The organism is Rhizosphaericola mali, from assembly GCF_004337365.2.
Classification (GTDB): Bacteria; Bacteroidota; Bacteroidia; order Chitinophagales; family Chitinophagaceae; genus Rhizosphaericola; species Rhizosphaericola mali.
Window position 1 is genome coordinate 4,620,752 of sequence record NZ_CP044016.1, and the last position, 22,098, is coordinate 4,642,849.

Sequence of the window (22,098 nt, forward strand, 5' to 3'; positions counted from 1 at the left end):
CTTATAAAATGGAAAAAATAGCCTTATTTCCCGGAACTTTTGATCCTATTACACTTGGTCATATTGATATAGCCAAAAGAGCTTTGAATATTTTTGACAAAGTAATTATTGGCATTGGTACCAATATCGCCAAAGTGCCGATGTATAGTGTGGAGCAGAGAATTGATTGGTTAAATGAAATCTTTAAAGATGAAAAACGAATCGTTCCTAGTGTATACGAAGGTCTTACCGTAAAATTTTGTCAAGAGTTGAATGCCAAATATATTGTTCGTGGCATCCGATTCGTCAGTGATTTTGAATACGAAAAAATGATTGCTGATATGAATCGTAGTTTGGATGCGGAGATTGAAACTGTGTTTCTTACTTGCCTTCCTATATACAATTCTGTAGCTTCTACGATGGTACGCGACGTAATCAAAAATAATGGCGACGCGAGTATGTTTTTGCCTGATGTCGTACGAAAGACAATCTACAATAAATAATTAGACTTTTACACGTTCTCTATTTCGGATTTTATATTCTTTGGGAGAGTGGTCAAATTTATTTCTAAAAAATCTACTCAAATGGCTTTCGTCTGTAAAGCCAAATTCTGCGGCAATTTGTTTTAAAGATAGATTGTCGCTGATAATACGTTTTTCAATCAATTTTGCACGATAATTATTGACATAATTTCTAAAACTTATTTCGAATGTACGTTTGAAATAGGCGCTGAAATAATTCTCCGCAACATGAAATTGTTCGGATATATGTTTGATTTGTAGTGCATGAGGTGTATATATTTTCTCATGAATATAGGCCAATATATTGTCGGCATTGTCTTTAGCAGAATTCAAATAGAAACCCTCACTGTGTTTTATATTTTCTTTTACCAAGGAGAATATAGAAAGTATTTGTAAAAATATGACAGCAGAGTTACTTAAATTATCGTTGCATTTATAATTGAGAATATTTTCAATTACGTTTCTTAATATTAATTTACAATCAGGTCCAAACGATAATACCCTTTCTTTCAATAAAGGATAACGCATCATTTCTTTGGGACTTAATGCAAAATCATTTTGATTATCTAAATATTTATTTTGGTTGAAGTAGGCATCGGTGAATTTAATAAATACGAATCGAGTTTTTTCTTCTATTTTGAAATGATGTTTATTTTCTGGTGATACAAAAAATATGCTGCTCGGCTCATAATCAAATTCCATATTGTCCAAAACGTGCTTACCTTTTCCTGAAACAATATAGATGATCTCAAAGTAAGTGTGATTGTGCATAGGCAAATGATATACACGTTCTTCAAATGCACTTATGATTAATGGCTCGAATTGCTTCAGTCTTTTCATATATTAAAGTTACAATAATATGTTCTAAAAGTACAGACAATTTTCTTATAAAATGTGTAAACTTTGCCACTAGGATATTCAAAACAAACAACATGAAAGTATTCGTTACTAGAAATCTGCCTGAAAAAGGAATAAAAATTTTAGAGTCCAAAGGGATCAAATTAACCATTTGGAAAAAGAAAGAGCATCTTTCAACTCCTGATTTAATTGAAAAATTGAAAGGCTTTGACGGGCTAATCTGTGTCGGACCATATAAAATTGATGAAAATTTTCTTAGTCAAGTTGGACATTTAAACGTGATTTCTTTATTATCTGTTGGTTTTGATAATGTTGATGTAGATGCTGCGAAAAAAGCGCAGATGCCAATTGGAAATACGCCTGGCGTATTGAGTAAAGCGACAGCAGATACTGCATTTTTATTAATGCAGATGACAGCGAGAAAAGCGATTTATAATTATAATAGAATTGTCAATAGTGACTGGGGATTTTATGATCCGACAGCTTATTTGGGACAGGATTTGGAAGGGAAAACATTAGGTGTTTTTGGACTTGGTCGAATCGGGATGGAAATGGCTAATCGTTGTAAGAATGCATTTGGAATGAAAGTCATTTATCACAATCGCAAAAAAAATGAAGAAGCTGAAAAGGAATTAGGTGCTAAAAAGGTAAGTTTTAATAAACTGTTGAAAGATAGTGACGTGTTGACTTTGCATGCGGCATTGACACCTGCAACAACGGGTCTTTTTGGAACGGAGCAATTTGAGTTAATGAAACCAACTAGTATTTTGGTCAATACCGCTCGAGGTGCAATGGTTGATGAAAAAGCATTGATCCAAGCCTTAAAGAAAAAAACAATTTGGGGTGCTGGTTTGGATGTTACCCATCCTGAACCAATGGATGCAAAAAATCCATTGTTGTTTATGGAAAATGTTGCGGTATTACCACATATTGGATCGGCTACGGAAGATACCAGAAATGAAATGGCAAGATTAGCAGCCGAAAATATTCTAGCTGGATTAAAAGGGGAGAAGCTTCCTTATAGTATTTATTAGAAAATATTATTAAAAAAGAAACAAGGAATTATTTCTCCATATATAGAAATTGGAGTTTATATAAATGAGGTAGCCATTTAAGTAATTAAATGTCTTTTTCATAGTTTGTTTTGGGCCGATGATTGTCTAATCATTGGCTTTTTTTATCCAAAATCAATCTCCGTATTATCGCCGATATTCAAACTTCTACTCATTCCTTTGACACTGGCATCACTTCCAATTATTGAATTGTCAATAACAATTTCATATAAGGTTGCATAGGTATTTATAATGCTATCTTTTATGACAGAGTGAGAAACTCGGGTATTTTCTCCAATTGAGACATTGGGTCCGATAATAGAATTTTCAATAATACATCCTGCAGCGATATCCACAGGAGGAATGATGATCGTATTGTTTTGCGCTACGCTGGTGTGTACTTTTCCTCCAAATCTCTCCAATAACAAAGCATTGGTCGCAATAATCGAATCTTTTCTACCGCAGTCATACCAGTATTTTACTTTGAATGGAATCAATAACGATTCCTTTTCTCTCATTAGTTCCAAGGCGTCAGTTAAAGAGTATTCTTTATTTTCTGTAATATTTCTTTCGATAAGTTGTTTAATACATTCAAATAAAGTCTGTGTGTCTTGTATTTTATAAACACCAACTAACGCTTTATTACTTTTCGGAATAGATGGTTTTTCCACCAATTTTGTAATTTCTCCATTCTCATTCATTTCCACAATCCCAAAACGACGCGGATCTTCTACTTTCATGATCCCAATAAAATTGCCTTGTTTGTGTAAAACATTTTCTATGTCAAAATCGCAAATCGTATCTCCCAATGCGATTAAGATTTGATCCTCCCCAACAATCTGCTCTACCATTAAGATCGCGTGTGCAATACCATTTCTATCTTTTTGTAAGACAAAGTGACTGGTGACTTCGGGATAAGATGTGGTCACATATTCTTGAATTTTTTCTCCTAAATAACCAATGATGAATACAAATTCCGTAATGCCGGCAGCTTTCAGTCGGTCGATGATATACCCAAGAATTGTCTTCCCTGCCAAGGGCATTAAAGCCTTTGGCTGTGTGTAAGTATGTGGTCTCAATTTGGCTCCTGTACCGGCAACTGGTATGATTGCTTTCATGCGTAATTGATTTACTGTAAAAGTTATTCGTTGTGAAAGTAGTAAAATTCAACATCAAGGTATAAATTTGCGCTAAAAATTTTACATCCATGCAAAAAGATACGCAGATTTTTGATTTAATACATCAAGAATTAGGGAGACAAAGATCTGGTTTAGAGCTAATTGCGTCAGAGAATTTTACGAGTTTACAATCCATTCAAGCGATGGGAAGTGTACTTACTAATAAGTATGCAGAAGGATATCCTGGGCATAGATATTATGCAGGTTGTGAGATTGTCGATCAAGTAGAACAATTAGCTATAGATAGATTGAAAGCTATTTTCAATATCGAATTTGCCAATGTACAACCACACAGTGGTGCACAAGCAAATGCAGCCGTTGCATTGGCCGTTTTAAATCCTGGGGATAAAATTTTGGGATTGGATCTTAGCATGGGTGGTCACTTGACACATGGTTCTGCAGTAAATTATAGTGGTAAAATATACGAACCTCATTTCTACGGTGTAAAAAAAGAAACAGGTTATGTGGATTACGAACAAATGGAGTCACAAGCGCAAGCTGTAAAACCTAAAATGATCATTTGCGGTGCAAGTGCTTATAGCCGTGACTGGGATTATAAAAGAATTAGAGAAATCGCTGATAGCGTAGGTGCTATTGTCATGGCAGATATTGCGCATCCAGCGGGTTTGATTGCAAAACAATTATTAAACGATCCATTTGACTATTGTCATATTGTAACCTCTACAACGCACAAAACATTGCGCGGACCAAGAGGTGGTATTATCATGATGCGTAAAGATTTCGAAAATCCTTGGGGTGTAAAAGACAACAAAGGAAATTTGAAGACGATGAGCAGCATGATTAATTTGGCCGTTTTCCCTGGTATCCAAGGTGGTCCATTGGAACACGTAATTGCAGGTAAAGCCGTTGCTTTCGGTGAAGTTTTGTCTGATGATTACACAGAATACGCTTTGCAAATTCAAAAAAATGCACAAGAATTAGCAAAATTATTGGTAGCTAAAGATTACAATATCATCAGTGGTGGTACGGATAATCATTTGGTCTTGATCGATTTGAGAAATAAAAATATCTCGGGTAAAAAAGCAGAACAAGCACTTGTAAAAGCAGAAATTACTTGTAATAAAAATATGGTTCCTTTTGATGATAAGAGCGCATTCATTACTTCTGGTGTACGTATCGGTGTCCCTGCTGTTACGACAAGAGGTTTGAAAGAAAAAGATATGCAATTCATCGTGGATTCGTTTGATAAAATTATCAGAAATCCTGAAGATGAAAATGTAATTGCGGGTATTAAAGGGGATGTAAATGCATTTATGAAAGATTTCCCTCTTTATCCTGAATTGGGATAATTTGAATCTAGATGTAAAAAAGCGTAAGTTTTCACTTACGCTTTTTTTATGCAATTAAGAATTGACCAATTATCTTATCCAAATCTGGAGGTAGATTTTCCATTTTTTGTAGTTCAAATTTTCCCTCTTCATTTTCAAATATTGCGGTAGTATTATTGAAATGCAAACGCCCCTTTTGAAATTGCCGAAATTGTTCTTTCTCATTTTGAGACATGGATACAAAACTCAATCTTTTCAGCGCGTAATTACCATTTGAATTTTTAATTTGAATCCAATAATAGATATCTTCTTTTCTGTCAGAGTTGATATCCAATCTTTTGATTTCCACTACACTAAATTGCCCTGATTGAAAACCAAATAATAAAGCAAATGCGCTCATAATTTATATTTGTTGACCGTCAAAGGTATCTACAAAATTTAATTGTTCGCGTCGAACCGTTTGCCAAATATCTGTTGCTATTTCAATGGATTTGTCTAAATCTTCCGTTTCTTGACGCATGACAATATAGGATTGTTGCAATGTATTGATGACTGCTTTCAATTTCTTTTCATCCATTTCAGAAACATTATTATCCAAAATGATTACATCTATATCTTTTTGATACAATTTTTCAATTGCATTGTCGATAGAAATTGTTGTCATTATATTTTCTTGTTCGAATTGTCTGTCTGTGTTTGTAATTAAAATGTTCATTTTATTTCTTTTATTTGTTAAAACTATATTTGTAATAACAAACAATTATCCAAAATTATTTTCAGACAAAATGACAGATTTTTTAGAGAAATACTAAACGATCTTGGTAGAATGTCCGTTTTCGTCTACTGCAACCATCTTAAATATACCTTCGATCGCTTTTTCTCTTTTAGTTGAGTACATTTCTTCAACGAAAATTACAACCTTAATGCTGATGCTAGAATTACCAACATGATCCACTCGTCCGATTGCTTCAATAATAGAGGAATTAGGAATAGGTTTTTCGAAACTCACTTTATCCGTAGAAACGGTGACAAAACGTTGTCTGCAAAAACGTGTCGCAGTAACAAATGCCACATCGTCCATAATTGCTAAAGCTGCGCCGCCAAATAATGTATTGTGATGATTTGTTTGGCTTGTGAATATAGTTTTGAATGAATGCGTTTCGGATGCATTGATTCGCTCTTCTTGATTTTCTACCATTTCTTAAATTCTTCTAAGGACACAAATGTATAAAATTCGTCATAGAAATAAAGTTTCAGAAAGTATTGAAAGTATAAAATGTTTATATATATTTGTGTTATGAATCTACAAGAAGGACAAATAAAATTTATAGAAACTTGGGGTAAATTAGGTTCGGAGTGGGGGATCAATAGAACTATGGCGAGTATTCATGCCTTGCTATTAATCACTCCGGAAGAATTGAGCGCTGAAGAAATAATGGAAAAATTGCAGATCAGTCGTGGCAATGCGAATATGAACTTAAGAGATTTGATTGGTTGGGGCTTGGTTGATAAAATTTTAAAGCCGGGAGATCGAAAAGAATATTTTTTTGCTGATAAAGATATTTGGAACATCGCAAAGCAAGTTGCTAAAGAAAGACGTAAACGTGAATTAGATCCTGTGACTAAGGTTTTGAGTGAATTATCTGTAATAGAGGGAGACATGAAAGATCCTGAATATGCAACGTTTATGAACTCTATAAATGGAATTCAAAAATTTACCAATAATATGTCCAAAACTTTGGATACTATGTTCAAGGCTGAGGAGAATTGGTTTTGGGGTTCTCTATTTAAAATGTTCAAATAATTTTTTTAAAATAAAGTTTCAAATATTTCTGAAAATACAATTATTATGAATTATAAAAGAAAACTTTACTATAAAATTTTTGGTTTTTATGTATTGATGTTATTTATGAGTTCTTGTAAAGGACAAATTCCACATTTGCTAAAAGAAGGTTATAGTATCATAGTCCCAGACGGTGAAATTCATCAGATTAAGCAAGTGGAAGATTCATTATTTGAATATAGAGGAGAAACTGTTGGTCAATTTCCATACATGTTAGAGCGGATTTCTAAGATTATTAAGCATGTCAGCCTAGGTAAATATGATCTACTTTATACGAAACCTATAGAGGAAAATTCACTACCAAGAAACCAATTAGGTAAAAATAACTATTTTATAATTGCCTTATCTAAAATAACAGACAGACAACTTAAAAGTAGAGGTATATATAATGGATTAACAAAAGAACAATTAGATACTACACACATTACCGAACAACAATTAGACTCTAGTTTTTTTATACATATTATTCGGACAAACAATTACAATATTTTTTCAAGCTAAATCCTATCAAAGATTCCATTGATGCACAAAAAATATTGGCAAGTTTGCAATCTCCACAAAATAAAAAAATAATTGATTTTTACATTCGATCAAATGAATCTCAACATGATATGTATGGCTCCGGTTTGCGCTCTGAATTATTTACTCAAGCATGCGTGGACAATAACTTTAGTCCAATTGGTGCGGGTTCTATAATCACTAAAATCATGAGAAATAAATCACCTCAAAATAATCAATAATCACCTTTAAAATTTCAAAACTATGAACAATTATCTATTAACTTATTCTATCTATTTGATAGTAAGTATCAGTTTGACAATCTGGGTCGCAAAAGTTTTATTTACCAATGGACGTATTTTTTTAGTGGATATATTCCACGGAAATACAGCTTTGGCAGACTCCGTAAATAAACTTTTAGTCGTTGGTTTTTATTTAATCAATATTGGTTATATGAGTTTGGCACTAAAATCAACTAGTGAAATTGCTAACCCAAAAGAAGTGATGGAAGTATTGAGTCATAAATTAGGTTGGATTATTCTCATTCTTGGAGGAATGCATTTTTTGAATTTGAGTATATTTTTTAAACTAAGAAAAAGAGCAAAAGAAGAAACTTTAAAAACTTCTGGTTATTAGAAATAAAAGAAATGGCATTGTAATTACAATGCCATTTCTTTTATTTCATAATTGCGCTCCAAATCACTTTAAGACTACAAAGAATTACTAGGGATCCGACACAAATAAACATGGTTTTTAAATTAAGCTTTCCTGATAGTTTGGCAGCAATAGGTGCGGCAATCAAACCTCCAAATATCAAGCCGGCAATCACATTAAAATGCGCTTCTCCCAATACAAATACAAATGTAGCTGTACTACAAATAGAGGTAAAAAATTTAGTCAAAGTGGACGTCCCGATGGTGTATTTGGGATCACGACCACCTGAAATAAGGGTACTCGTCACTAGCGGTCCCCAACCTCCACCAAATGCATCTAAAAAACCTCCGGATAGAGCAACTGGTGTGACGTTGGTAAGTTTCTTTTTATCTTTATTTCTTTTTTTGAATGCTTTTTGAATGATGCGAATTCCTAAATACATCGTATAAACGGAGATAAATGGACGTAGCATTTTTCCATATTTATTACCAAAAGCCCCAATAAATAATGCTCCACAAATCGCTCCAATTGCGCCTGGAATCGCAAGACGTAAGAGTAGTTTTTTATTTACATGTTTGTATTTATAGTGACTGATACCGGCAGCGCCTACAGAAAACATTTCAGCCATGTGTACGCTACTGCTCACTGCGGCGATACTCACACCAGACTGTAATAAAAATGTAGTGGACAATACGCCATAGCCCATACCCATTGCACCATCTACCAATTGCGCTAAAAATCCAGCCAACAACATCCAATAAAAATTGGTTTTGGATAGTTGATCTGAATAAGATTGAATATTGGCAATCCAGGTAGGAGGTAAGTTGGAAATGATGGCATAACCTAATACCATGAAAAATATCGCTAACAAACTACCAAATATGATGATCTTAGTCAAAGAAAGCGAACTCAGCCAATTGCTTTTTCCCATAGTCGTGGCTTTGCTTTCGCCTTCGATTAAAGTTTTTGTAATGGCGTTGAGCTGGATGATTTTTTGAGGAAGATTACCTGTTAATTTTTGCCGAATCGAGGACATATTTTCCAATGTCTGGTCAATTTCTTCAGGCAAAGTATCGGTCAATATTTCTTTTAATCTTTTTGCAACAGTAGGGGATTTGCCATTTGTTGAAATTGCGATTTTTAAATTTCCTTTAGTTACGATAGAGCTAAGATAAAAATCACAATATTCAGGTTTGTCTGCCGCATTGACGAGCAAGCCTTTGTCATGCGCATCGTCTGTAATTTGTTTACTTAAAGTAGAATCATTTACTGCTGAAATGGCAATCTGAAAACCATTTAAGTCCGAATTTTCATAGGATTTAGTGATTAATAGAATTGTCGATTTATTTTTTGCAAAATGTAGTAGTTCGGGTGAAAACTTATTTGCCAAAACGGTAATTTGCGTAGCCGGGGCATTTTTACATAGTGCGGTTAATTTTTCCAAGCCCACATTGCCACCACCAATGATTATGATTTTTAATTCCTCTAATTTTAGAAATATGGGAAATAGTTTATTCCCTATGGCTTCACCTTGATTAGATTGTATGATTTCTGGCAATGTTTCTTTCATTCGATCCTATTTTGACTTGATAAAATCCACTTGTTTTAATTTTTTGCAATTATCTGCAGGTAAAAAATAATTGTCTTTCGTATGATCGGATTCAAACCATGCAAATTTGTTATGCAGTCTTACGACATTACCAACTATAATTAAAGATGGAGACACAAATTGAATATAAGGTAACTCTTGCTTTAACTCCTCAAAACTATAGTTATACACTTTTTGAAAAGGCGTCGTCGCTTGCTCAATCACCGCAAGCCCTTTGGTGTTTCCAATATTATTTTCAATGAGTAAGTTTGCTAATTCATGCCAAGCTTCGCCTGCCATATAGAAAACTAAAGTGTCATCTGTTTTCGCTAATTCATCCCAATTATTAATATCAATATGATGTTTTTTGGAAAACGTTAAGAACCGAACGCCACGTGAATAATCACGTGCGGTCAAAGGTATTCCCGCAAATGCAGATGCTCCGGATGCTGCAGTAATACCAGGGATGATTTCGTAAGGAATATCAAAGCGATTAAGAATTTCCAATTCATTCAAAACATTGGAAAAGAAAGCTACATCTCCACCTTTAAGGCGTGCGACAATTTTACCTTCCATCGCTTTAGAAAGTAATAGTTGGTCAATGTCTGCTTGAGCTACGGATTTTTGATTGTTGCATCCTTCTTTGCCAACTAAAAATATTTCTGCAATAGGATTAGCATAGTCTTCCAATATTTCTTGACTTACCAAGCGATCTGTAAGAATAACATCCGCTTTTTTTAGTGCTTTTACAGCTTTCACGGTTATTAATTCTGGATCGCCAGGACCTGCTCCGATGATATATACTTTTCCTTGCATGAAAATGATTAAATTTTTCTTTTCAAAAGAAATAAAATACTCGTAGTAGATGTTCCTGTAGGAAATCCATAGTCTTTCTCATTAATTCCTTCCAAAGAAATGACTTCCCAGCCTTGACTTCCCAAGTCATTTAATTTGCTAATTAATTCAGATTGAAAACTGGATTTATTTAATTTTGACTTGTCTACGTCTAATATTTTATATTCAAATTTTTCCATAGAAAAATGAGTCCTTTATTTAAACAACACCGCACCAACTGTTACAAAACTGGATTCATCAATAAGGATCGCACCTCCATTAGTTCTTAGATCTTGATAAGCATCATAGGTCAATGGAGAAGCTGTTTTTATTGTAATCTCAACAACTTCATTTAACAATGCTTTTTCTGGATTTTCTTGCTTTTCTAACGTATTAACATCTAATTTATAAGCAATATTTCGAACGACTGCTGGAGTAACCTTACTATTGTGTTGAATTAAATACCGTTTGCCTACGGTTAATGGTTTTTCATCCATCCAGCAAACAATTGCTTCAATCTCTTGATTAGTTTTTAATAGCGCATCTTTTTTAACAATAATATCACCTCTACTGATATCGATATCTTCTGCCAAATGAATGACACCACTTTGTGGTGCAAATATTTCTGCTACAGAAGAACTATTCACCTCAATATCTGAAATAGTTGCTTCTAATTCGGATGGATAAATAGTAACTTTTTCCCCTTTTTTGAAAATACCACTAGATACTTTGCCTGCATAACCTCTATAGTCTGGAAGTTCTGCTGTCTGAGGTCGTATAACTAATTGAACAGGGAAGCGACTATGTTCCAAATCAACAGTGTCATGTAGCTCCACAGACTCTAATAATTCTAATAGATTTTTGCCCTTGTACCAATCCATAAATTCAGATGGATCAACTATATTGTCACCATTTAGCGCGCTAATTGGGATATAAACCAAATTTTTTAAAGAAAGTGCTTCTGCAACTTCGTTATAGTCTTGAATAATATCTGTATAGATATCTTGATCATAGTCAACCAAATCCATTTTGTTGATGGCAACGACTACATTTGGAATATTAAGAAGAGACGCAATAATACTATGTCGTCTAGTTTGTTCGACCACACCATTTCTGGCATCGATTAGTATGATAATTAAGTCTGCATTAGATGCACCAGTTACCATATTTCTAGTATACTGAATATGACCTGGAGCATCAGCAATTATGAATTTTCTTTTTGGGGTAGAGAAATATTTATACGCAACATCAATCGTAATGCCTTGCTCTCTTTCTGCACGCAAACCATCTGTTAATAGTGCTAGATCAATACTGCCATCACCTCTATTTTTACTGCTTCGTTCGATAGCATCTAATTGATCAACTAATATATTTTTACTATCATACAATAGTCGTCCGATTAATGTGCTTTTGCCATCATCGACACTGCCTGCTGTTATAAATCTTAATAAATCCACGGTACTTAGTTAATAGTTAATAATTTTTATGAATACGTTTTATAGTTATTTATGAAAGTTGTTATTAACTAAAAATATCCATTTTTCTTTCGGTCTTCCATTGCTGCTTCCGAGACGCGGTCATCAATTCTAGTTTGACCTCTTTCGCTTGTATTCGTTGCAATGATTTCGTTGATAATATCATCCAATGTATGTGCCTCAGATGCTACTGCTGCGGTACAAGTCATATCGCCAACAGTTCTGTAACGAACACTTTTAACTGAAATTGAATCTGATGGTTCGATTTGGATAAATGGAGAAACTGCGATTAATTGCTCTTGAAATTCCAATACTTCTCTATCATGTGAAAAGTAAATAGAAGGCAATTCAATTTTTTCTCTTTTTATATAATTCCAAATATCTAATTCCGTCCAATTACTGATAGGAAATACGCGTACGTTTTCCCCTTTGTGAATTTTTCCATTATAAGTATTCCAAAGTTCTGGACGTTGCAATTTGGGATTCCATTGTCCGAAATCATCCCTTACGGAAAAAATTCTTTCTTTGGCTCTTGCTTTTTCCTCATCTCTTCTAGCGCCTCCAATACATGCATCGAATTCAAATTCTTGAATCGTATCCAAAAGGGTGTATGTTTGTAATGCATTTCTACTTGCAAATTTACCTTTCGGTTCGGTCAAGCCTTTTTCTTTGATGGTATCGCCCACATTGCGAACAATCAATTTTTCCCCAATATCATTCGCTAATTTATCTCTGAATTCTAAGGCTTCAGGAAAATTATGTCCTGTGTCAATATGAACTAATGGAAAAGGAAATTTTCCTGGACGAAAAGCTTTAAGCGCCAAATGAACTAAAACGATAGAATCTTTACCACCGCTAAATAATAAGGCTGGACGTTCAAACTGCCCAGCAACTTCTCTAAAAATGTGAATGGACTCAGACTCTAACTGATCCAAATAATCCAATTGATAACTCATCCTACTTATATAAATTTCTTAAACTAATTGTTTGTACTAGTAACTGATCCATGTATGTGTAAGCCACATTCTTTTTTGGAATTATCTTCCCACCACCAGCGACCAGCACGGAAATCTTCGCCATCTTTGATCGCTCTTGTACAAGGTTGGCAACCAATACTTACATATCCTTGATCTTGTAAAGGATTGTAGGGTACATGGTGTTCAGAGATGTATTTTTTCACATCTTCGAATGTCCAATGCAATAAAGGGTGAAACTTGTACACTTGATGCGTCTCGTCCCATTCCAATTGTGGTAGGTCATGGCGATTCGCAGATTGCTCTGCACGCATGCCCGTTATCCATACCTTTTTACCTTGTAATGCTCTGCCTAATGGTTCAACCTTTCGAATAAAACAACATTGCTTTCTTAATTCTACGGATTCGTAAAATGCGTTCGGTCCATGTTCGAAAATATAATCTTCTAATGGTTCGCTTTTGGGATAAAATGCTTTGATTTTTGTATGGTAATAATCATTAGTTTGACTCCACGTAGAATAGGTTTCTCTGAACATTCTACCTGTATCTAACGTAAAAATGGAAATTGGAAGATTATTTGCCAAAATCATATCGGTGATTACTTGATCTTCCAGACCAAAACTACTCGAAAATATTACATCTTCGGGGTACATATTGCCAATATAGGTCAATGCTTCGATCTCACTTAATGCCTCTATTTTCTTAGTGAGTACAGGTAATTGATTACTATCCATGCTTGATTACGATTGATTTCACAAAATATCTGGCTGTAAAAGTAGCTATTTTAATTAGTCTATCAAAATAGTCGAGAAATAATCTTATACATTTTTAATATTCTTTTGATTCATCGGTTTTTATTTTATTTGCAAAATGGAAAAAAATCAACCTATCGGTCCAGATCCAAAGCTTTTATTAGAAACTGTCCGAATGAAAATGCCCTTTGGAAAGTATAAAGAGCGATTGTTGTGTGATCTTCCTGTAAGTTATTTGGAATGGTTTTTACGCAAAGGTGGATTTCCAGATGGTAAATTGGGCATTTTATTAGAAACTGTTTATGAAATTAAGCTTAATGGACTAGATGATATTTTAATTGCTCTAAAAAAGATGCGTTAATCTCCGTTTATCCATATTTAACGCCATATAGCTAATACTTATCTGTGGAGTGGATTATTTTACTTTATTTGCATGGAAAGAATGAAACCCAAGATTTCATTATATTATATTGTACAAGTAGGAGGTTGGCTTTGCTATTACTTTGTCTACTGTCTGCTCGCTTACATGGGAAGTGGGCATGTTTCATTTAAACTATATTTTGCACATTTTGTAGAGGCTATTTTGGGTTTAATGATGACTCAGATGATTCGAAAAAAAGTATTGCAAAGACATATTTTGGAAAAAAAGATTGCAATACAATCGGTGAATGTGCTTTTGTTAACGGTTTCATTTGCATTGGTTTATGCGATTGTTTATTCTGTCTTGTCGATTATTTTTGGATTGCACAGCCCCAATTCTAATATTAGTTTTTTCAATTATTTCTTATTGCAATGGATGTACAGTTTTGTAATTTTATTGATTTGGAGTTTACTTTATTTTCTCTACCATTATGTAGAGAAGAATAATAAAGATGAGTTGGATAAAGTGCAATTGGCCAGTACAATAAAGGATCTTGAATTAAATACTATCAAAGCGCATGTTAATCCGCATTTTATGTTTAACGCCTTAAATAGTATACGCGCATTGGTGGACGAGAATCCAGAAAGAGCAAGGATGGCAATTACGGAATTGAGCAATATTTTGCGTAGCAGTATGCAAGCCGATAAGAAAAAAACAACCACTTTACGCGAAGAATTGTCGATCGTAAAAGATTATCTCGCCTTGGAACGTATCCGTTTTGAAGATCGTTTAAATGTAGATTTTCAAGTAGAAGAGGATTTGTTGGGACAATCGATCCCGCCAATGACATTGCAAACGTTAGTGGAAAATGCGATCAAGCATGGGATTAGTCGCTCTGTGGAAGGCGGCATGATCAAAGTATCAGCATCTTCCATTGATACAAGGTGGCAGATACAAGTGGAAAATACGGGCAAATTAGATCTCGCAAAAGAACCCAAAGGGTTTGGGATCATTTCTACCAAAGATCGTCTCCGACTTTTATATGGAGAAAAAGCTAGTTTTGTATTACAAGATTTACCAGGAAATAAAGTGGTGGCTACAATGATAATTCCTTTAAATAGTTAAGATTATGGCTATATTTAAAACTATATTGATTGATGATGAGCGATTGGCACGTGCCGAGTTACGCAAATTATTGACAGACTTTGAAGATATTGAGATTATCGGAGAGGCTGCCAATGCTGTGGAAGGTGTGGAGATGGTGGAGGATTTGCATCCTGATCTTATCTTTTTGGATATTCAGATGCCAGGAAAAACGGGCTTTGACCTTTTGACAGAATTGACCTACGCACCCAAAGTTATTTTTACGACGGCGTATGATGAATACGCATTGAAAGCATTTGAAGTCAATGCATTAGATTATTTGCTCAAACCAATTGATCCTAATCGCTTGCAAGAGTCAATTGCTAAATTGCGTAAGACGGCTATTGCAAAAGTTGAAGGAGATGTTGGAAAATTATTGACCGAGGAAAATCAAGTATTTGTTAAAGACGGTGACAAATGTTGGTTTGTCAAGTTGTCAGATATTCGCTTATTTGAAAGTGCTGGCAATTATACGAAAGTTTTTTTTGCAAATAATAAACCATTGATATTGAAGTCTTTAAATGCATTGGAAGAGCGTTTAAATGAAAAGTTTTTTTTCAGAGCAAGTAGAAAACATATTATTAATCTCAATTGGATTGAGCATGTAGAGCCATTTTTCAATGGTGGCCTACTTATTGATTTGAAAGGAGGTGAAAAGATTGAAGTGAGTCGTCGTCAAGCGGTGAAATTTAAAGAAATGATGAGTTTATAAAGGAGATTTTATGGCAGAAGATTTAAATGTAATACAAGGAACAAAAGAAGAGCAATACAAAGAATTGTTACCGCAAATATTTGCATTGATTGATGGTGAGGAAGACGTAGTGGCCAATCTGGCAAACATCGCAGGTGCCTTAACTCAACAATTCAAATGGTTGTGGACGGGCTTTTATTTAGTGAAAAAAGATGAATTGGTTTTGGGGCCATTTCAAGGTCCGATTGCCTGTACGCGTATTCGCAAGGGTAAAGGCGTGTGTGGAAAAGCCTGGGAAGAACAAAAGACTTTTGTCGTACCTGATGTGAATGCATTTCCTGGACACATTGCATGTAGCAGCGCTTCCAATTCCGAAATCGTTGTTCCAATATTTAAAGATGGAATTGTTGCGGGAGTTTTGGATATTGACAGCGAAGATTTGAACACTTTTGATACGATTGATCAAAAATATTTGGAATTATTGGTTCAAAAAATCCTCTTATAATTTAACCAAATTATAAGAATTTAAATTCAAGAAAAAGTAGATTCTAACGTTAAAAACGATTAGAAAGATCATTATGCGAAAGTTAATTTTAGTTATTTATGGATGTTTGGCTTTGCAACTATCGCATGCCCAAAAGATGGATTCTGTCCATATCTCTAAAATGGAAGACAGTCTGAAAACTGTTGCCAATGATATGATCTTCAATAAAGATTTGGAGCAAAGGATGCAATCCAATCAAAAATTTGTTCGCTCATTAGTAAAAGTGTTGGAAAAACCTTATTCTTATCAATACAAATTTGATTCGCTTCAAACTATTTCTATTGAGTATGCTCCAGATAATGCCTTTCGGATATTTACTTGGGAATTGGAGTTAAATGATAATTATTTCCGTCAATTTGGAGCCATACAGATGAATACGAAAGATGGAAAAATGAAAATATTTCCACTTTTTGATGCCTCTGAATTTACCGAAATGCCTTGGGATTCTGTGCGTGACGCCAAGCATTGGATCGGCGCATTGTATTATAAAATTTTGAAAAATAGCTATAAAGGAAAAGATTATTACACCTTATTGGGCTTGGATGATCATGATTTTCTAACCACTAGAAAATGGATTGATGTATTGACTTTTGATAAAAATGAAGCACCTCAATTTGGTGCGCCGATTTTTCAATATAAATATGATACGATCAAAGTACAGCCACCCGTAGATAGATTTTTATTTGAATTTAAAAAAGATGGAAGAGCAAGGTTAAACTATGATCCAGAATTGAATCTGATCGTTTTCGATCATTTGATCTCGGAGAAAAATCGTCCTTGGGATAAAATGACTTTAGTTTCCAATGGAGAGTATGAAGGTTTTCAATGGAAAGAGGGAAAATGGGTACATATTCCCAATATTTTTGCTAATCAAAAAAATAATCCTAATACACTGCCTAAACCTAAAAATGATTCTGAGTTTGATTTGCGTTAAAAAAGGATATTAAATTTACTAGTAGATTAAACTTTAGAAGTTTTTTAATCTCTAAGATTGAATAATATTTTTTAATTGTTTAGGAATTCGATTTTAGTCCTTTTTTTGCTTATAATTTTTTCGAAAGTTCGTGCACAAGATTCTACCAAACATGGTACGCTTTATAAGATGTTTATTGCATCTAATCCTGTGGATAGTGTACAAGACCTATCGAAGATATTTGTGGTTCCGGTGTTCGGACATACTCCAGAAGGTGGTTATGAGTTTGGTGGAGCGGGATTTAAAAATTTTTACCTTTCAGATAATAAAAATTATCGAGCGAGTTATATTACGACAAAATTATCTGCAACAACTAAAAAAGCAGTTAATTTTATTATGTATGGTGAACTTTGGAATCATCAAAATAAAGATTTACTGACTTTTGATATTCGTCGGCAAGATTATCCATTTTATTATTATGGGATTGGTAATAATACGAGTGTCAATAATAAAGTGCAGCTAAATGAAAAACTTTCCCATGTAAATGTCGAAATCGCGCATGCCATCATTCCTCATTATTATGTCGGTGCGAATATTTTATTAGAAGAGCAGCTTTTTTATAGTCGAGATTCGAGTAATTTTTCTCATTTCCATATACCTACAAACCAACATGTAGGTCGATATCTGAGTTTGGGCGTGACGCAGACTTATGATAATCGAGATAATATTCAATATACAACAAAAGGTATCTACGCTTATGTGAGAGGTTCAGTGATGCCGGGAATTAGAGCTTTTAAAAATTATTTTGGAGCGCAGTATAATGTGAATTTCAAAGCTTTTTTACCTATACATCCCAAATTAGTCGTGGGATATAATTTTGTGTACAATCAATTTACAAGTAAAAATGTACCATTTTATTTATTGCCACAATTAGGCAATGATGAAATTATGCGAGGATACTATGAAGGGCGATTTAGGGGTAAACAATTAAGTGCACAACAATTAGAACTAAGATATCGATTTATCCCGCGTATCGCGGTTACCAGTTTTGCTAGTGTCGGAGAGACAACAGCTAATATCTGGACGCGTGGTAATTTGAGAAGTTCTTATGGTGGAGGCGTTCGTTATTTCTTTGATGTTAAGCAAGGATCTACAGTTCGTTTAGATTATGCGATTACGCAAAAAGTAAATGGAGAAAAGCGAAGTACGGGTATTTATATATTATTAGGAGAAGCATTTTAAATCAATTCAAATGAAAAGAAGTATTAGTTTGGTCGTAGTGTTGATATTAGTACAAGTTATTTTTATAAACTATCTACAAGCTCAATCGAGTCTGAGCGGCATAAAAATCGATGCAGAATATAATTATTTGTATTCTACACATAGTACCAAATTTAGAGGTCCATCTGTTATAGTGAATAAAGATTTAAATAAGCATTGGAATGTGGGACTCGGTGTTGGCTATAATACTTGTAGCTATCATCCCGATAATGGATATGACTTGAAAGATTTGAAATTAGTACCTGTTTTCGCACAGTTTAAATATAATTTCAGTTCGGATAAATTGATTGATCCATACGCCTTATTTAAAACTGGAATCACATTTATGGACTATGATCAGAAATGGCATGAATCTGATCAAGCATATTATAAAGTACATCAAACTGGATGGTACACGTATCTTGGTGCTGGCGTTAAGCTAAATCTAAAATCTTTCGTTCAACCTTATTTCAACATTGGATTGATTGGTTATAAAATGAGCACCAATGATTTGGATATCAATCCTCATGGCGTTGCAGGTAATTTAGGCTGTTCATTCAAATTATAGAAGATGTCTTTTGTCGGTACATTTAAAAGCATTGGCTCCAATCTGCAGTCTCATTGGAAAAGATATATTCAATATGCCTTGGCTATATTTTTTATATTCTTTGCGATACATTTTTTTTCTAGTCAAGGAGATGAACTCAAAAATATTCAAACGCAGATTGCGGTTTTTAATCGCTTTTGGTTGTGGATGAGTATTCTGATTACTTTGCTATTTGTCGTCTTGCAAGGAGTAATGTATCAATATGCTTTTAAAAGCATTCAAAAAAGAATTCCATTACTATTGGGAATCAACCTTTTTTTGAAAAGAAATTTTGTAAGTGTATTTCTACCTGCTGGAGGTATTACCTCTTTAGCTTTTTTCAATAAAGATATATTAAGGCAAAAGATTTCTAAATCTGAAAGTAATATAGCGGCTTCTATATATGCCTTTCTAGGTATACTGTCTGTGGTTATTGTAGGCATTCCGATCATTATTTATGCACTATGTATTAGTATAAATATTCAAAATATTGGTGCATTAGTTTTACTATTGATAGGGATGATTGTCGTATTATGTTACTTTATTTGGGACTTAAAAAAGCAAAAATTTTTATATAAAATATTGATTAAATATTTTCCCAAATTGGAAAATAGCATTCATTCCATTTTTGTAAATGAATTTGATAAAAAATCGCTGTATATAACATTAGTAATCAGTATTTTGATTGATATAATTGGGATATTTCAGTTGTATTTTGTGATGAAAGGGTTGGCTGCATTTTCCAATCTTTTTATCGCGTCCTTAGCATATATTATAGTTGTAATATTATTGATCGTTTCTCCCTTTTTACGTGGAGTGGGAGCAATAGAGGTTTCACTTGCTTATATTTTAGGTAAATTTGGATATAGTCGTGCGGAAGCTTTAGGCATTACTTTATTGTTTCGGTTCTTTGAGTTTTGGTTTCCTTTATTTCTAGGTGCGATTGCTTTTTTGGTGAAAGTTGACAAATTCATTATCAGAATATTACCGTCTTGTTTCGCTCTTTTATTGGGCATTATCAATATTTATTCTGTGCTAACACCTCCAATTATTACTAGGTTTGAATTAGAGAATTCGGTTCTTTCTTTAAAGACGATGACTACTTCGAATTATTTCGTATTAATGGCTGGTTTATTTTTGATATTAAATGCATTCTTATTATTAAAAGGATCGAAGACTGCATTTGTCACTGCGATTGCACTTTGTATCGTTTCAATAGTCGGTAATCTGCTTAAATCTTTGGATTACGAAGAAGCATTCGTTGGCTTAGTGGTATTGATAACTTTAGTGATATCGGCTAAAGACTATAGGGCGAAGTCAAAATTTGGAATTTCTAATCATGCGAGTCAATTAATTCTACTTAGTTGTGCTATTGTACTTGTGTACGGCTATCTAGGACTATATTTCTTAAACTTTGCATATTGGCACATCCACCTCAATTTTTTTCAAGTTTCATCTCTGTTGTTCAAAAGCATTTTTATGTTGAAGGTGAAACATGGATTTTTGTTTAATAAGATTACACGTTATTTTTTCTATAGTTTAAGCATCTCCTCTTTTTCGGTTATTATCTGGATTTTAGTATTGTTACTTCGACCAAAATATCTAAAAATAAATGAAAGTAATAATGCAAATGACTTGATTTTAGCCAAAGATTTGCTTTTTAGAATGCATGATTCCGCAAATGATTTTTTCAAAATTTGGAATGATAAACAAATTTATTTTTCACAAATACTAGATGGATTCGTTTCCTACAAATCTTATAAAAATTATGTAGTTGTACTAGAAAATCCAGTTATTTCGGATAAGCGCAAACTACATTTTTTAGTAGAGGAATTTGAAAATTATTGTCGTCTACATAATTTGAAACCTTTCTATTATCGTGTGTCGGCGGAGTTTGTCAATGCAATTGAGACTTTTAAAAAGAAGAAATTGCTAATAGGGCAGGAGGCAATATTGGATTTAGGTACTTTTTCATTGACTGGGAAAAGTATGAAATCTATCCGAAATGCCATCAATAACGCACAGCGAAATGGTCTGACTGTTACTACTAATTTGCCACCTATAAAAGATGGATTACTACAACAATTGGTGCAAGTGTCTGATCAGTGGTTGGACGAAAATAACCGTAAAGAAATCGGATTTTCACAAGGCTCGTTTGATTGGGATATTTTGAAAAATCAAACAATTTTAACCGTAGAAAATAAAGAGGGGATGGTGCTCGCATTTGTGAATATTCTGCCTACATTCGGTCAAAATATTGCCACTTATGATTTGATTAGATATATTCCTAATGCGCCTAATGGAACTATAGATTTTTTATTGGTAGAAACATTCAATTATCTGAAAGCTAATGGACTTCAATTTGTAGATATTGGCTTCGCTCCTTTTTCTGGTTTGAATGAAATTGATGTCAAGAATTTCTTGGAAATGTCTATAAAATTTACTCATGAAAAAATCAAACCAATTGCCGATTACCAACAAGGACTAAGAAAATCCAAAGAGAAATTTGGTCCGAATTGGGAGAATAAATATCTCGTTTATAACGAAGATTTTGATTTACTACAATTTCCTATCGTATATAGAAATATTATCAAAGTGTAAGCTATTTATATTAACTTTCTCTTAGTTTTTGGTGCAAACAAAAAAAGGTTGTAGTTTGTAATCAGTAAAAATAATTACAAGCTATGCCACAAATTGTCCAAATCAAAGCACTGATAAATCAACCATTATCCAAAGTTTGGGAACTCTGGAATAATCCAGAAGATGTAAAACATTGGAATGCGGCATCGCCCGATTGGCATACTACATTTGCAGAAAATGATTTAAGAGATAATGGTAAATTTAAATACAGAATGGAAGCGAAGGATGGAAGTTTTGGTTTTGATTTCTCTGGTATTTATGATACGATAACGCCATTTCAATTTATTGAATATACATTAGATGACGGAAGAAAGGTGAAAACGTATTTCGAGGTGAATGATGAAGATTTAACTGAAATAAATACCGAATTTGAGACGGAAGAAGTTAATTCTATTGAGATGCAGCGAACCGGTTGGCAAGCTATTTTGGATAATTTTAAAAAATATGTGGAACGTAAATAACTAT

26 protein-coding genes are annotated in these 22,098 nt (G+C 33.7%); 15 read left to right on the top strand and 11 right to left on the bottom strand.

The annotated features are described in order from the left end of the window. Positions 1-8 precede the first annotated feature (8 nt). Positions 9-482, top strand: coding sequence for a pantetheine-phosphate adenylyltransferase (coaD, locus tag E0W69_RS19960; protein WP_131331806.1), 474 nt, complete (start codon positions 9-11; stop codon positions 480-482). Here coaD and E0W69_RS19965 read toward each other — a convergent pair whose 3' ends face one another. Further along, positions 483-1,340: a helix-turn-helix domain-containing protein gene (locus tag E0W69_RS19965; protein WP_131331807.1), complete on the bottom strand. Its 858-nt coding sequence runs from the start codon at positions 1,338-1,340 to the stop codon at positions 483-485. A gap of 92 nt (positions 1,341-1,432) precedes the next feature. On the opposite strand from E0W69_RS19965, the gene E0W69_RS19970 reads away from it, so the two are divergent. Beyond that, positions 1,433-2,392, top strand: a complete 960-nt coding sequence (locus E0W69_RS19970) for a 2-hydroxyacid dehydrogenase (RefSeq protein WP_131331808.1) — start codon at positions 1,433-1,435, stop codon at positions 2,390-2,392. 143 nt (positions 2,393-2,535) lie between these two features. Here the strand turns inward: E0W69_RS19970 and E0W69_RS19975 are convergent, their stop codons facing one another. Beyond that, the gene (locus tag E0W69_RS19975) at positions 2,536-3,528 is read right to left on the bottom strand and encodes a sugar phosphate nucleotidyltransferase (protein WP_131331809.1); all 993 of its coding nucleotides are present in this window, start codon (positions 3,526-3,528) and stop codon (positions 2,536-2,538) included. An 89-nt stretch (positions 3,529-3,617) separates the two neighbouring features. Between E0W69_RS19975 and E0W69_RS19980 the strand changes: the two genes are divergently transcribed. Continuing rightward, on the top strand, positions 3,618-4,898 hold the full coding sequence (locus E0W69_RS19980; RefSeq protein WP_131331810.1) for a serine hydroxymethyltransferase: 1,281 nt from the start codon (positions 3,618-3,620) through the stop codon (positions 4,896-4,898). 46 nt (positions 4,899-4,944) lie between these two features. Here the strand turns inward: E0W69_RS19980 and E0W69_RS19985 are convergent, their stop codons facing one another. The 3 genes from E0W69_RS19985 to E0W69_RS19995 all read right to left on the bottom strand — a co-directional run bounded on the left by E0W69_RS19985 (position 4,945) and on the right by E0W69_RS19995 (position 6,075). Further along, positions 4,945-5,277, bottom strand: coding sequence for a hypothetical protein (locus E0W69_RS19985; protein WP_131331811.1), 333 nt, complete (start codon positions 5,275-5,277; stop codon positions 4,945-4,947). 3 nt (positions 5,278-5,280) lie between these two features. Continuing rightward, complete coding sequence (locus E0W69_RS19990) at positions 5,281-5,592, bottom strand: hypothetical protein (RefSeq protein WP_131331812.1); 312 nt, start codon at positions 5,590-5,592, stop codon at positions 5,281-5,283. A gap of 93 nt (positions 5,593-5,685) precedes the next feature. Further along, complete coding sequence (locus E0W69_RS19995) at positions 5,686-6,075, bottom strand: acyl-CoA thioesterase (RefSeq protein ID WP_131331813.1); 390 nt, start codon at positions 6,073-6,075, stop codon at positions 5,686-5,688. A 99-nt stretch (positions 6,076-6,174) separates the two neighbouring features. Here E0W69_RS19995 and E0W69_RS20000 point away from each other — a divergent pair, with 99 nt between their 5' ends. From E0W69_RS20000 to E0W69_RS20010, 3 genes are all read left to right on the top strand, one after another. Then, positions 6,175-6,681, top strand: coding sequence for a GbsR/MarR family transcriptional regulator (locus E0W69_RS20000; protein ID WP_131331814.1), 507 nt, complete (start codon positions 6,175-6,177; stop codon positions 6,679-6,681). Positions 6,682-6,726: 45 nt separating this feature from the next. After that, complete coding sequence (locus tag E0W69_RS20005; protein ID WP_131331815.1) at positions 6,727-7,221, top strand: hypothetical protein; 495 nt, start codon at positions 6,727-6,729, stop codon at positions 7,219-7,221. Between the two features lie 261 nt (positions 7,222-7,482). Then, positions 7,483-7,854, top strand: a complete 372-nt coding sequence (locus E0W69_RS20010) for a hypothetical protein (protein WP_131331816.1) — start codon at positions 7,483-7,485, stop codon at positions 7,852-7,854. Positions 7,855-7,894: 40 nt separating this feature from the next. On the opposite strand, the gene E0W69_RS20015 is transcribed toward E0W69_RS20010, so the two are convergent. From E0W69_RS20015 to E0W69_RS20040, 6 genes are all read right to left on the bottom strand, one after another. After that, on the bottom strand, positions 7,895-9,442 hold the full coding sequence (locus tag E0W69_RS20015; RefSeq protein WP_131331817.1) for a TSUP family transporter: 1,548 nt from the start codon (positions 9,440-9,442) through the stop codon (positions 7,895-7,897). A 6-nt stretch (positions 9,443-9,448) separates the two neighbouring features. Beyond that, complete coding sequence (gene cobA, locus E0W69_RS20020) at positions 9,449-10,276, bottom strand: uroporphyrinogen-III C-methyltransferase (protein ID WP_131331818.1); 828 nt, start codon at positions 10,274-10,276, stop codon at positions 9,449-9,451. Between the two features lie 8 nt (positions 10,277-10,284). Continuing rightward, on the bottom strand, positions 10,285-10,494 hold the full coding sequence (locus E0W69_RS20025) for a DUF4177 domain-containing protein (RefSeq protein WP_131331819.1): 210 nt from the start codon (positions 10,492-10,494) through the stop codon (positions 10,285-10,287). Positions 10,495-10,509: 15 nt separating this feature from the next. Further along, positions 10,510-11,751 carry a sulfate adenylyltransferase subunit 1 gene (locus E0W69_RS20030; RefSeq protein ID WP_131331820.1) on the bottom strand — a complete coding sequence of 414 codons (1,242 nt, stop codon included), beginning with the start codon at positions 11,749-11,751 and terminating at the stop codon, positions 10,510-10,512. A gap of 68 nt (positions 11,752-11,819) precedes the next feature. Next, complete coding sequence (cysD, locus tag E0W69_RS20035) at positions 11,820-12,725, bottom strand: sulfate adenylyltransferase subunit CysD (protein WP_131331821.1); 906 nt, start codon at positions 12,723-12,725, stop codon at positions 11,820-11,822. Positions 12,726-12,748: 23 nt separating this feature from the next. Beyond that, the gene (locus E0W69_RS20040; protein ID WP_131331822.1) at positions 12,749-13,477 is read right to left on the bottom strand and encodes a phosphoadenylyl-sulfate reductase; all 729 of its coding nucleotides are present in this window, start codon (positions 13,475-13,477) and stop codon (positions 12,749-12,751) included. A gap of 136 nt (positions 13,478-13,613) precedes the next feature. On the opposite strand from E0W69_RS20040, the gene E0W69_RS20045 reads away from it, so the two are divergent. From E0W69_RS20045 to E0W69_RS20085, 9 genes are all read left to right on the top strand, one after another. Beyond that, a complete protein-coding gene (locus E0W69_RS20045) occupies positions 13,614-13,856 on the top strand; it encodes a DUF3820 family protein (protein ID WP_131331823.1) in 243 nt (80 codons plus the stop codon). A gap of 72 nt (positions 13,857-13,928) precedes the next feature. Then, positions 13,929-14,981, top strand: coding sequence for a sensor histidine kinase (locus E0W69_RS20050; protein WP_131331824.1), 1,053 nt, complete (start codon positions 13,929-13,931; stop codon positions 14,979-14,981). A 4-nt stretch (positions 14,982-14,985) separates the two neighbouring features. Beyond that, positions 14,986-15,711 carry a LytR/AlgR family response regulator transcription factor gene (locus tag E0W69_RS20055; protein ID WP_131331825.1) on the top strand — a complete coding sequence of 242 codons (726 nt, stop codon included), beginning with the start codon at positions 14,986-14,988 and terminating at the stop codon, positions 15,709-15,711. 10 nt (positions 15,712-15,721) lie between these two features. Then, positions 15,722-16,195: a GAF domain-containing protein gene (locus E0W69_RS20060; protein WP_131331826.1), complete on the top strand. Its 474-nt coding sequence runs from the start codon at positions 15,722-15,724 to the stop codon at positions 16,193-16,195. A 73-nt stretch (positions 16,196-16,268) separates the two neighbouring features. Further along, positions 16,269-17,168: a hypothetical protein gene (locus tag E0W69_RS20065; protein ID WP_131331827.1), complete on the top strand. Its 900-nt coding sequence runs from the start codon at positions 16,269-16,271 to the stop codon at positions 17,166-17,168. A gap of 105 nt (positions 17,169-17,273) precedes the next feature. Then, complete coding sequence (locus E0W69_RS20070; RefSeq protein WP_131331828.1) at positions 17,274-18,389, top strand: BamA/TamA family outer membrane protein; 1,116 nt, start codon at positions 17,274-17,276, stop codon at positions 18,387-18,389. A 10-nt stretch (positions 18,390-18,399) separates the two neighbouring features. Further along, positions 18,400-18,975, top strand: coding sequence for an outer membrane beta-barrel protein (locus tag E0W69_RS20075; RefSeq protein WP_131331829.1), 576 nt, complete (start codon positions 18,400-18,402; stop codon positions 18,973-18,975). A gap of 3 nt (positions 18,976-18,978) precedes the next feature. Beyond that, complete coding sequence (locus E0W69_RS20080) at positions 18,979-21,594, top strand: phosphatidylglycerol lysyltransferase domain-containing protein (protein ID WP_131331830.1); 2,616 nt, start codon at positions 18,979-18,981, stop codon at positions 21,592-21,594. Positions 21,595-21,677: 83 nt separating this feature from the next. Then, positions 21,678-22,094: an SRPBCC domain-containing protein gene (locus E0W69_RS20085; protein ID WP_131331831.1), complete on the top strand. Its 417-nt coding sequence runs from the start codon at positions 21,678-21,680 to the stop codon at positions 22,092-22,094. The last annotated feature ends 4 nt before the right edge of the window (positions 22,095-22,098 follow it).

Bases quoted from the DNA above. Each gene is read 5' to 3' on its own strand.
- E0W69_RS20080 (WP_131331830.1), top strand. From the start codon at position 18,979: ATGTCTTTTGTCGGTACATTTAAAAGCATTGGCTCCAATCTGCAGTCT.
- E0W69_RS20050 (WP_131331824.1), top strand. From the start codon at position 13,929: ATGGAAAGAATGAAACCCAAGATTTCATTATATTATATTGTACAAGTA.
- E0W69_RS19990 (WP_131331812.1), bottom strand. From the start codon at position 5,592: ATGAACATTTTAATTACAAACACAGACAGACAATTCGAACAAGAAAAT.
- E0W69_RS19985 (WP_131331811.1), bottom strand. From the start codon at position 5,277: ATGAGCGCATTTGCTTTATTATTTGGTTTTCAATCAGGGCAATTTAGT.
- E0W69_RS19970 (WP_131331808.1), top strand. From the start codon at position 1,433: ATGAAAGTATTCGTTACTAGAAATCTGCCTGAAAAAGGAATAAAAATT.
- E0W69_RS20005 (WP_131331815.1), top strand. From the start codon at position 6,727: ATGAATTATAAAAGAAAACTTTACTATAAAATTTTTGGTTTTTATGTA.
- coaD (WP_131331806.1), top strand. From the start codon at position 9: ATGGAAAAAATAGCCTTATTTCCCGGAACTTTTGATCCTATTACACTT.
- E0W69_RS20060 (WP_131331826.1), top strand. From the start codon at position 15,722: ATGGCAGAAGATTTAAATGTAATACAAGGAACAAAAGAAGAGCAATAC.
- E0W69_RS20025 (WP_131331819.1), bottom strand. From the start codon at position 10,494: ATGGAAAAATTTGAATATAAAATATTAGACGTAGACAAGTCAAAATTA.
- E0W69_RS20040 (WP_131331822.1), bottom strand. From the start codon at position 13,477: ATGGATAGTAATCAATTACCTGTACTCACTAAGAAAATAGAGGCATTA.
- E0W69_RS19975 (WP_131331809.1), bottom strand. From the start codon at position 3,528: ATGAAAGCAATCATACCAGTTGCCGGTACAGGAGCCAAATTGAGACCA.
- E0W69_RS19980 (WP_131331810.1), top strand. From the start codon at position 3,618: ATGCAAAAAGATACGCAGATTTTTGATTTAATACATCAAGAATTAGGG.
- E0W69_RS20015 (WP_131331817.1), bottom strand. From the start codon at position 9,442: ATGAAAGAAACATTGCCAGAAATCATACAATCTAATCAAGGTGAAGCC.
- E0W69_RS19995 (WP_131331813.1), bottom strand. From the start codon at position 6,075: ATGGTAGAAAATCAAGAAGAGCGAATCAATGCATCCGAAACGCATTCA.
- E0W69_RS20010 (WP_131331816.1), top strand. From the start codon at position 7,483: ATGAACAATTATCTATTAACTTATTCTATCTATTTGATAGTAAGTATC.
- E0W69_RS20000 (WP_131331814.1), top strand. From the start codon at position 6,175: ATGAATCTACAAGAAGGACAAATAAAATTTATAGAAACTTGGGGTAAA.
- E0W69_RS19965 (WP_131331807.1), bottom strand. From the start codon at position 1,340: ATGAAAAGACTGAAGCAATTCGAGCCATTAATCATAAGTGCATTTGAA.
- E0W69_RS20055 (WP_131331825.1), top strand. From the start codon at position 14,986: ATGGCTATATTTAAAACTATATTGATTGATGATGAGCGATTGGCACGT.
- cysD (WP_131331821.1), bottom strand. From the start codon at position 12,725: ATGAGTTATCAATTGGATTATTTGGATCAGTTAGAGTCTGAGTCCATT.
- cobA (WP_131331818.1), bottom strand. From the start codon at position 10,276: ATGCAAGGAAAAGTATATATCATCGGAGCAGGTCCTGGCGATCCAGAA.
- E0W69_RS20045 (WP_131331823.1), top strand. From the start codon at position 13,614: ATGGAAAAAAATCAACCTATCGGTCCAGATCCAAAGCTTTTATTAGAA.
- E0W69_RS20085 (WP_131331831.1), top strand. From the start codon at position 21,678: ATGCCACAAATTGTCCAAATCAAAGCACTGATAAATCAACCATTATCC.
- E0W69_RS20075 (WP_131331829.1), top strand. From the start codon at position 18,400: ATGAAAAGAAGTATTAGTTTGGTCGTAGTGTTGATATTAGTACAAGTT.
- E0W69_RS20065 (WP_131331827.1), top strand. From the start codon at position 16,269: ATGCGAAAGTTAATTTTAGTTATTTATGGATGTTTGGCTTTGCAACTA.